Genomic DNA, 9,571 nt, shown 5'->3' with positions numbered 1-9,571 from the left:
GATAGCCTGATATGACAAAAAAGATGTCCACGCCGACGTAGCCGCCGGAGAACAGGGTCATTCCGGCATGGTAGAAGATAACGGGCATAACTGCGAGCGTGCGCAGTCCGTCTATGTCGCTTCGGTATTTAAGACTCATTTTTCCGCTCTTGACGTGATAAACCTTCTTACAGCCTCCCGCGGGAGCAGTCTTTTTGCGGTGAGCCTCAGAAATGCGTCTGTGGTTATATATATGTAATACAGTCTTCTGGAGAGTCCGGCTGCATTATGTTCCGTAAGTGTCTGGAAGTGGTCTTTATAAACCTGAACCCGTTTTCTGTCGGAAACGCCCCCTGGTTCGGTGACGGAGACAGTCACTGGGACGTAAACGAATGATGCGCCGGCGGAATAAAGGTGGAAAAGCCTGTCAAAATCCGCTCCGATTCGCACGCCGAGGCGGAACGGGTGCTTTTTCATGAGTCCCGTTCTGACAAGCGTGCTCTGATGGGATGTCAGCATCCCTTTCCAGATGTTGCCGACAGGGGCTCCTTTTATCAGTTTCTCGGTGTATCCGTAGTTAACCCTGTAGTCGCCGTATATCACATCCGGTTCGCCCGTTACAGCGCCGAAAACATTTTCCAGAGCGTCAGGTGATGCGAAAACGTCGCCTGCGTTCATGAAAATAATATATGTTCCCTGCGCCGCCGCAATGCCTTTGTTCATTCCGTCATAGATACCTTTGTCGGGTCCTTCCAGAAAGATATCAATACAGCCTTTTAAGCGGTTTATTACAGACAGGGTGGAATTTTCAGAACCCCCGTCTGCGACTATGAGTTCATAGTCCCTGAATGTCTGTGCAGTTACACTTTTGATTGTTTTTTCAAGACCTGCCGAATCGTTTTTTACTATGGTAACGATTGACACTCTTTTCATTACTGACGGCTCAGATAATCGTTAAAGGCGGACCGCAGACCGTCTTCAAGTGAGATGCGGTGTCTGAAACCCAGAGAGTGCAGTCTGGAGCAGTCCAGAAGTTTTCTTGGGGTGCCGTCGGGCATTTCGGGGTTAAACCGCAGTTCACCCTTATATCCCACAACGTCCGCCACCATTGTTGAAAGTGTTTTTATGGAAACTTCGTCGCCGGAACCGATGTTTATGTGTGCGTTTCTGTATATTCCCGTTTCGTCGTCCATGTCCCACGCGTCAACGTTCTCCATTAGAAAGCATGAAGCCTCTGCCATGTCGTCAACGTGCATGAACTCCCTAAGAGGACTTCCTGTCCCCCAGAGATTGAGCACTGTTTTTCCGTTCTGTTTTTCTATGCCGATGCTTTTCAGACACTCAACATGTCCTGTGTCGCCGCAGTCGTCTTTCAGGTTTGCGGCAATTGCGTCCATGTCGCCCTTTTCGAAAAGGGACGCAAGATAGGTCTTTCTTATGAGTGCGGGTATAACGTGTGAACCTTTCAGGTCATAGTTATCGTTGTACCCGTAAAGGTTTGTGGGCATTACTGATATGAAGTTGCAGCCGTATTGCAGATAATAGCTTTCGCACAGCCTTATTCCTGCAATTTTTGCCAGAGCATAGGGTTCGTTGGTGTATTCAAGTTCACCTTTGAGCAGCTGATCTTCTCTGATGGGCTGTTCGGCATTTTTCGGATAGATACAACTGCTGCCGAGAAAAAGCAGCTTTTTCACGCCGTATTCGTGTGCATAATGGATTATGTTGTTCTGCATCCGCAGGTTTTCATAGATAAATTCCGCGCGGTATGTGTTGTTTGCATAAATTCCGCCAACGCGCGCCGCGGAGTTGAAAACGAAATCCGGCTGTATTTTGCGGAACAGAGAGATCGTCCGGCTCTGGTTGGTCAGGTCGCATTTTATCATGCGGAGCTGTCCGCTTTTTATCATCTTCTGATAATTTTTCAGATAGTTTTTGTAGACGGGGGCAGGCTTTGTTTTGTAATAAGTGCCGACGATGTTCTCATATCCTCTTTCGGCGAGCGCCCGCACGATGGCGGACCCCACAAGTCCTGTGGCGCCGGCAACGAGAACACAGTCAGATTTTTTGACCACGGTTTTGTTTTTCACTCGGATACCTGATTAAAGTGTAATCCGACATATTTAAACGAAACCTGCATCCATGTCAATTTCATTTAAGGGGTACGGGCAGTGTCATAAAAATCTTAACTGTTTTCCCGGCATATGATAAGATGTTTTGTATGAATATATTTTATGACAACATCGTGTTCAGCTTGCAGAAATCCGGCGGTATATCCCGCTATTGGCAGGAACTCGCCTCCCGCTTTATCGCGGACAGCAGCAGCCTCATAACCTTCATTGAGCAGAGAGGGCAATGCGGCAATAAATTCCGCGAGATGCTTGATGTGAAAAATGTGATATACGACAGCGGACTGCCCGTTAAGATAAACAGATATCTTCCGGTGCGCCTGCGGCTTGGGGATGGATGTGTTTTTCATTCCAGCTATTATAGAGACTGCACCGACCTGCGGGCGGCAAAGATAGTCACTGTGCATGATTTCACTTATGAGATATATGTGAGGGGTCTGAAAAAAGTTGTGCACACAGCCCAGAAACGCGCCGCAGTGCAGCGTGCCGACGGGGTTATCTGTATCTCGGAGAACACCAGAAAAGACCTTATGCGCTTTTTTCCGGAGACCGACCCGGAAAAGGTTATCGTTGTTCATAACGGCGTGGGGAACGATTTCAGACCGTCGGAAAAATCACGTGATGAGATATTTAAAGAGTTCAGGCTGGCGAGTGACAGCTATGCTGTGTTCATAGGGGACAGGAGCGGATACAAAAATTTTGATACGGCTGTTAAGGCTTGCGCACTCAGCGGTCATTTTTTGCTGGTGCTGGGCGGACGCGCCGTGACCGATGATGAAAAAGCTCTTCTGGATGGCGAACTGAAAGACAGATACAGAGTTTTCGGATATATGACCAACGAACAGATAAAGGATATCTTCTCGGCGGCGGACTGCCTGCTGTATCCCTCACTTTACGAAGGTTTCGGGTTGCCCGTCCTTGAAGCGATGCGGTGCGGATGCCCAGTGATAGCGTCCGACTGTTCGTCTCTGCCGGAAGCCGCAGGGGATGCCGGAATACTCGTTAAGGATGTGACACCGCATGGTTTTGCAGGCGCCCTTCAAAGCGTCGGAGGCAGACGGGCGGAGCTTATTGCAAAGGGTTTTGCTCACTCTGCGAATTTTTCATGGGACAGGTGTTTTGCAGAGACAAAAGCCTTCTATGAAACGATACTTGCGAAGAAATCCTTATAGTCTGCGGGTACTTTAAGCACTGTTTTGTAAACTGTGGATATGCCGCCCAGCTTCGCAACGCAAAGGTGAGCGTCGGAGGGGAAATACACCGCGCAGTCGTACTTTCCGAACGCCAGTTTTGAGGCTCTGTCAGTCAGTTTATATTTTATAAGATCCTTTTCCGCATCGTAATGCACGTCGGTTTCAAGTTTCTCTATTCGGCAGAGTTCCATCTGCTCGTTTCCGCCAAGCATTATCTGTATGTCAACGTAGCCTCTGTGAGACTCGAAAAAGCACAGATTTCTGTCCTTTGTTTCGAATGACTGCTCTATGGCGAACACATCTTTTGTAATCTGAAATCTCTCAAAGGTGGCGGGATTAAACGACTTTATCCGTCGCATGGTTTCAGAAGTCTCATCTTTGAGCGTCAGCAGATATTTTTTTATCGTTTCGTCTGGGCAAGCCTTTATTAATTCGTCAAGAACCGTGATTACAGCCATTTTTCACCTCGCAGAGAAGGTATATTCTGCCCGTTCGAGGCAAATATCAATAAAAATCTGTTGCAGTTCCCCAAAAGGGGGATTATTACAAATTAAAACATATTATGCGGGTGGCTATATGAAAGTTACGGCACTTCTGCCCATGAAGGGCAATTCCGAAAGGGTAAAAAACAAAAATATGCGCGATTTTGCGGGAAAACCGCTCTACCATGCGGTTATGAACGTGCTTTTGCAGTGCCGAAATATAGATAAGGTTGTGATAAACACCGACAGCGAGATTATAAAGAACGACGCGCTGAAAAATTTCGACCGCGTACAGATTATTGACCGCCCCGTAGAAATTCAGGGTGATTTCGTCGCCATGAACGACATAATAGCATATGACCTTTCAAAGCTGGAGGGCGAACACTTCCTCCAGACCCACAGCACAAACCCGCTGGTGAAACCGGAGACCATCGACAGAGCAATCGATGAATATTTCGCGAACCTTGGAAAATACGATTCCGTTTTCTCCGTTACAAGGCTGCAAACCCGCCTTTACTGGACCGACGGCAAACCAGTCAACCATAACCCAGCAGAGCTTCTGCGCACGCAGGATCTTCCCCCTGTTTATGAGGAGAACAGCAACTTCTTTGTGTTCAGCAAAACTTCTTTCGCCGCGGCAGGCAATAAGCGCATAGGCATTAAACCCGCCATGAGCGAGATGAACAAGCTGGAAGCGGTGGATATTGACGAACCGGAGGATTTCGAACTGGCGGAGCTTCTGTATATCAAGAGGAAGAACGGATGACATTGCGCCGCCCGGTCTGGTTTATATTCAGACTGTTCCGCAAAATATGCAAAATCTTTTTCGGCACGCCGCATAACGTCCGCAGAATAGGCGTTATCGGCGGTCGCGATGCCATTTTCGGAGCGAAGGCGGCATGGTATCTGCCGGATACCTTTGAACTGGTGACAGGCAGAGCCGATTTTTACCTGATAACTGACCGGCGGCTGATATTTTTCAATCTGCTGCGCCTGCACAAGTGCGCAGTTGTGGATGGAAACTTCTATTCAACCGAAGAATGCACCGCGTGGAGCTATCTTTACGGTACCTATTGCGGCAAAGACTATTCTGATATTTCCCGCAGAAATTTTTCCGCACTCGCCGAAAAACTGAAAAGTAAAAACAGCGCCTGCTGTTTTCTCACGGGCGAATCTTTTTCGGATTATGAAAGCCATCCCGAAACGCGGGACATGATAAAGGTGATATGCAACAGCGTTGTTAAGAACGACGGGTTTCTTGAGTGGCTGCATCCCGATATCCTCTGCTTTGCCGATCCTGTGTACCATTTCAGTTGGAACGAATATTCGCAGACTTTCAGGCGCGACGTGCTGAAAACCGTGGAGAGATACGGCGTTTACGTCGTTATCCCTGAAAATATGGTAGCGTTGATGCTGGCACATTATCCGCAGCTTTCGGATAAAATCATAGGCATCGGCAGAAACGGTGATTTTAATTTCCCTGCGGCTGAAAATCTTTCCGTCCGCGTTACCGACAATATATTAACCTATCTCATGTTGCCCGCCGCTTCCGCACTTGCCGATGAAATTTATATTCTCGGTGCCAACGGCAGAAGCCCGAATGACAAAATGTTCTGGAAGTACAACAGTCTGGTACAATATGACGGACTGATGCAAAAGGTGGTTGACGCACATCCCTCTTTTTTCCGCGACAGAAATTATGTACAATATCAGAGCGGACACGATGAACTTATGGAGGCTCTCTTCGCATACGGCGAGGGGCGCGGCAGAAAATATATCTCATTGAACGATTCATATCTTGCCAGTATTTCCGCAAGATACAACGGAGTTAAAAATGTCTCTTAAACAAAAGCTGAAAAACAACGAACTCACGCTGGGTTCATGGGTGACGATAGGGCACCAGTCCGTTATCGAGATTATGGCGAGCGCAGGTTTCGAGTGGCTCACCATCGACCTTGAACACAGCGTCATAGAACTTGCGGCGGCGCAGAACCTCATCGGGCACATTCAGGCGGCGGGTATGAAAGCCCTTGTCCGCGTCGGCAAAAACGAAGAGGTTGTCATTAAACGCATTATGGATGCCGGAGCTGACGGCATAATCGTTCCCATGGTGAACAGCCGCGAGGACGCGGAACAGGCTGTGCGCTTCGCAAAATATCCGCCCATAGGCAAACGAGGCGTTGGTCTTGCCCGCGCGCAGAAATACGGCACAGGTTTCGACGAATACAAGGAATGGCTTAAAGACGAGTCGGTTATCATTGCTCAGGTTGAGCATATTGATTCTGTCCGCAACATAAACGATATAATCACAACGCCGGGCATCGACGGAATAATCATAGGACCCTATGACCTTTCAGGCTCAATGAACGTGCCGGGCGAGTATGACCGGCCTGAAGTGAAAGAGGCGCTGCTCGCCGTTGAAAAGGCTTGCAAGGCGGCTGACTTCCCGCTGGGGTTCCACGTTATCCAGCCCGACTATGAAAAACTGAAAGAGAAGATTGATCTCGGATATACCTTTCTTGCGTTCAGCCTCGATTTCCTGTTTCTGGGGCAGAAGGCAAGGGAAGAGATGGGCAGGCACAAGGCATGAAAGTTTTTATCTCCACACACCCGTTCTTCCAGACATCCCCTGTGCCCAGACAGCTTCTGGAGGAGAACGGCATAGAATACCGAGAAAACACGCGGGGGCGTAAGCTGACATCTGCGGAGCTTGCCGAGGATATCAAAGACGCGGCGGTGCTTGTTGCCGGAACTGAGAACATCACCGAGGAAGTGTTTAAGAACGCTCCGAACCTGAAACTTATATCAAGGGTAGGTGTGGGGCTTGACGGTGTGGACTTCGAACTGTGCAGAAAATACGGCGTGCGGGTGGCTTACACCCCGGAGGCGCCCACAACTGCTGTCGCGGAACTCTGTGTGGGTATGATGCTCGACCTCGCCCGCAGGGTAACATCCAGCGATAAACTTATGCGAAACGGCGGCTGGACAAGGCACATGGGGCTGCTTCTTCATAGCCGGACCATAGGTATTTTCGGCATGGGACGCATCGGAAAGAGCCTTGCGCATATGCTTTCCGGCTTCAACGTGAATATTCTTGCCCACGACACAAACCCCGACATAATCTTCGGGCGCTGCGAGCGCATAACCTATACCGATAAAGAGACGGTTCTTAAAAACAGTGACATCGTAAGCGTAAATCTGCCGCTGAAAAAGGACACGCGGAATTTTATCACCGCGAAAGAACTTAACATGATGCAGAAACACGCTTTTCTCATCAATACGGCGCGTGGCGGCATTGTGAACGAGGACGACCTTTACGATGCTCTGAAAAACGGCGTGATAGCGGCTTCCGCAGCGGACGTTTTCGTGGATGAACCCTATAAAGGCAAGCTGCTGGAACTGGACAACATGCTGTTCACATGCCACATGGGAGCGGCAACCACAGCCAGCCGCACGGACATGGAGGTTCAGTCTGTTGAGGAGGCGGTGCGCTTTCTCACAGGTAAAAACCTGAAAAACGAGGTGTTCTCAAATGAATGAGAGGGTCATTGTTTTCGGCGGAGCAGGATTTTTAGGCTGCTATGTCGTGGAAGAGCTTCTGAAAAGGGGCTACAGAGTGACGGCGGCAGACCTTCGAAAGAGCGAATATCTTCCGGCGACCTGCGAGTTTGTGGAATGTAATATAATGAACAGGGATATGGTGAGTCAGCTTATCACATCCGAAGTTTCTTATGTATATAACTTTGCGGGTATGGCAAATCTGGACATGGCGGTATCCATGCCCGTTGAAACCATCGAGACCAATATTGTCGGCAACCTCAATGTGCTTGAGGGATGCAGAAACAAAAATGTAAAAAGATATATTTACGCATCAAGCGCTTATGCTCTCAGTGACAGAGGCTCGTTTTACGGCGTGAGCAAACTTGCCTCGGAAAAACTCACCGAGGAATATTACAGGGCGTTCGGGCTGGAGTTTACCATAATCCGCTACGGTTCTGTATACGGTGAGCGGGCATACGGTAACAACTATCTTTATTCCGTGCTGAAGAGCGCCATAACCGAGAAGAAGATAATCCACGACAGAGACGGACAGGAGGTGCGGGAGTACATCCACGCGCAGGATGCTGCCGCAATGTCTGTGGACATCATAGAGGATGCAAAGTTTATAAACGGTCATATCATTCTGACAGGTATCGAGCGGATGCCGAGGGTTGACCTTTTCACAATGATAAAGGAGATTCTGGGCAACGACGTTGAGATAGTGCTGAACAAAGAGGTCAACGACCACCACTATAAACTCACTCCCTATTCGTTCCACCCCAGCGTGTGCAAAAAACTGGTGCCGAACCCCTTTATAGACATGGGGCAGGGTATTCTCGACTGTATCCGCGAGATACACGACAGAGAGATAAACAGCAGGGAGGAGATCGATTAAAAGGGTATTTCTCTCTCACACCATAAATACTGAAACTCCTGCATACGGCGGAAGAAAGCAGGTTGAGCTGGAGCGCATCTCCGATATGTCAAAGGGCGATGCAGCAAACAATACCCGCATGAACATGAGTGTGCACACGGGAACGCATCTGGATATGCCGCTGCATTTTTATGCCGACGGGCAGGATATAAACTCTTTCGATGCTGATTTCTGGTTTTTCGAAAAACCTCTGTTCGTGGATGTTAAGCCTGCTGATTATGTTATAAGGGATGAGCTTTTCAGTAAGCTCGACACTGTTGACGACGCGGGTTTCGACTGCATAATCGTCCGCACGGGATTTGACAGAACGGACGAGGACAATGCCGATAAAAACTTCGGATTCCACGAATCGGTGGCTGACTATATTCGCGAAAAATATAAAAACGTCAGGCTGTTCGGCATGGACACTCTCTCTGTCTCCTCTTTTCAGAACAGACCGGAGGGCAGAAAGGCGCATAAGGCGTTTCTTAATCCTGAAAAGCCGATTGTCCTGCTTGAAGATATGAAACTGGATATTGAAAATACGGATATAATAAGCAGGGTTATTATATTGCCTTTAAGGGTGGACGAAACAGACGGTCTGCCCTGTACTGTTGTGGGGGAAATGGAGTGATTCAGAGTATAATTTTCGATTTCGACGGCGTTGTGCTGGACTCAATGCCTGTTAAAGACAAAGGTTTCGAGCTTCTTTTCGCTGATTTTGATAAGACTGCCGTGGATAAACTGCTTGAGTTCCACCGGAATAACGGCGGCATATCAAGATTTGTGAAAATACGCTATATGTTTGAAAAAATTCTGGGAAAGAGCATTACGGAAGAGACCGTCATGGAGTATGCCGAAAGGTATTCGAAACTCATGCTGGCGGAACTGACGGATAAAAAATACATTATCCCCGCAACGCTGGATTTCATAAAGAGGCATTACACGCATATCCCCATGCACGTTGCTTCGGGCACCGAGCAGAAGGAGTTGAGGTATATCTGCAAGTGTCTTGATCTAACACAGTATTTCGTTTCGGTTTACGGTTCGCCCCGCCCCAAGAACGATGTTGTTGCCGACATAGTTGAGGAGAACGGATACGACAGATATCAGGTCGTCATGATAGGTGATTCGAGGGCTGACTATGATGCTGCGAAGCACAGCGGACTTATCTTCTGCGGGTTCAACGGCGAGCGCCTGCGTGAGTTTTCGGATTACTACATCGATGATTACGCCGCTTTTGAGAAAGAATATATAAGCTAATGAACTGAGATTGCTTCGTTTCACCCGCAAAGACAGGTAGCTGCCACTGCGGAGAACGTATGCGATGCGGCA

Annotated in this window: 12 protein-coding genes; 8 read left to right on the top strand and 4 right to left on the bottom strand. The window is 48.5% G+C overall.

Annotated features, from left to right (window positions below; all coding sequences use genetic code 11):
- The 3 genes from Q7P67_RS13450 to Q7P67_RS10075 form a co-directional block, all read right to left on the bottom strand.
- A partial coding sequence (locus tag Q7P67_RS13450) for an acyltransferase family protein (RefSeq protein ID WP_369696023.1) occupies window positions 1-139 on the bottom strand: 139 nt, incomplete at its 3' end.
- Window positions 136-912 carry a glycosyltransferase family 2 protein gene (locus tag Q7P67_RS10080; RefSeq protein ID WP_303851838.1) on the bottom strand — a complete coding sequence of 259 codons (777 nt, stop codon included), beginning with the start codon at window positions 910-912 and terminating at the stop codon, window positions 136-138. The genes Q7P67_RS13450 and Q7P67_RS10080, both read right to left, overlap by 4 nt.
- Entirely contained in the window at window positions 912-2,069 is a 1,158-nt protein-coding gene (locus tag Q7P67_RS10075; RefSeq protein ID WP_303851837.1) for a GDP-L-fucose synthase, read from the bottom strand. The genes Q7P67_RS10080 and Q7P67_RS10075 overlap by 1 nt, the downstream gene beginning before the upstream one ends.
- A 131-nt stretch (window positions 2,070-2,200) precedes the next feature.
- Between Q7P67_RS10075 and Q7P67_RS10070 the strand changes: the two genes are divergently transcribed.
- Window positions 2,201-3,280 (top strand): glycosyltransferase family 1 protein, encoded by a 1,080-nt coding sequence (locus tag Q7P67_RS10070; RefSeq protein ID WP_303851836.1) that lies wholly within the window; start codon window positions 2,201-2,203, stop codon window positions 3,278-3,280.
- Here the strand turns inward: Q7P67_RS10070 and Q7P67_RS10065 are convergent.
- Entirely contained in the window at window positions 3,247-3,759 is a 513-nt protein-coding gene (locus tag Q7P67_RS10065; protein ID WP_303851835.1) for a YhcH/YjgK/YiaL family protein, read from the bottom strand. The genes Q7P67_RS10070 and Q7P67_RS10065 overlap by 34 nt on opposite strands.
- A 118-nt stretch (window positions 3,760-3,877) precedes the next feature.
- Here Q7P67_RS10065 and Q7P67_RS10060 point away from each other — a divergent pair, with 118 nt between their 5' ends.
- The 7 genes from Q7P67_RS10060 to Q7P67_RS10030 are packed head-to-tail and all read left to right on the top strand — an operon-like array spanning window position 3,878 to window position 9,499.
- A complete protein-coding gene (locus Q7P67_RS10060; protein WP_303851834.1) occupies window positions 3,878-4,549 on the top strand; it encodes a cytidylyltransferase domain-containing protein in 672 nt (223 codons plus the stop codon).
- Window positions 4,546-5,628 carry a hypothetical protein gene (locus Q7P67_RS10055; protein WP_303851833.1) on the top strand — a complete coding sequence of 361 codons (1,083 nt, stop codon included), beginning with the start codon at window positions 4,546-4,548 and terminating at the stop codon, window positions 5,626-5,628. Before Q7P67_RS10060 ends, Q7P67_RS10055 begins: the two co-directional genes overlap by 4 nt.
- Complete coding sequence (locus Q7P67_RS10050; protein WP_303851832.1) at window positions 5,618-6,373, top strand: HpcH/HpaI aldolase/citrate lyase family protein; 756 nt, start codon at window positions 5,618-5,620, stop codon at window positions 6,371-6,373. Before Q7P67_RS10055 ends, Q7P67_RS10050 begins: the two co-directional genes overlap by 11 nt.
- A complete protein-coding gene (locus tag Q7P67_RS10045) occupies window positions 6,370-7,323 on the top strand; it encodes a phosphoglycerate dehydrogenase (protein ID WP_303851831.1) in 954 nt (317 codons plus the stop codon). Before Q7P67_RS10050 ends, Q7P67_RS10045 begins: the two co-directional genes overlap by 4 nt.
- A complete protein-coding gene (locus Q7P67_RS10040) occupies window positions 7,316-8,218 on the top strand; it encodes an NAD(P)-dependent oxidoreductase (protein WP_303851830.1) in 903 nt (300 codons plus the stop codon). Before Q7P67_RS10045 ends, Q7P67_RS10040 begins: the two co-directional genes overlap by 8 nt.
- Window positions 8,214-8,870, top strand: a complete 657-nt coding sequence (locus Q7P67_RS10035; RefSeq protein ID WP_369696022.1) for a cyclase family protein — start codon at window positions 8,214-8,216, stop codon at window positions 8,868-8,870. The genes Q7P67_RS10040 and Q7P67_RS10035 overlap by 5 nt, the downstream gene beginning before the upstream one ends.
- The gene (locus Q7P67_RS10030) at window positions 8,867-9,499 is read left to right on the top strand and encodes an HAD family hydrolase (protein WP_303851829.1); all 633 of its coding nucleotides are present in this window, start codon (window positions 8,867-8,869) and stop codon (window positions 9,497-9,499) included. The genes Q7P67_RS10035 and Q7P67_RS10030 overlap by 4 nt, the downstream gene beginning before the upstream one ends.
- Window positions 9,500-9,571: the final 72 nt, after the last annotated feature.

This window comes from Seleniivibrio woodruffii (genome assembly GCF_029267515.1).
GTDB lineage: Bacteria > Chrysiogenota > Deferribacteres > Deferribacterales > Geovibrionaceae > Seleniivibrio > Seleniivibrio woodruffii_A.
This window is presented reverse-complemented; position numbering and strand designations above follow the sequence as displayed.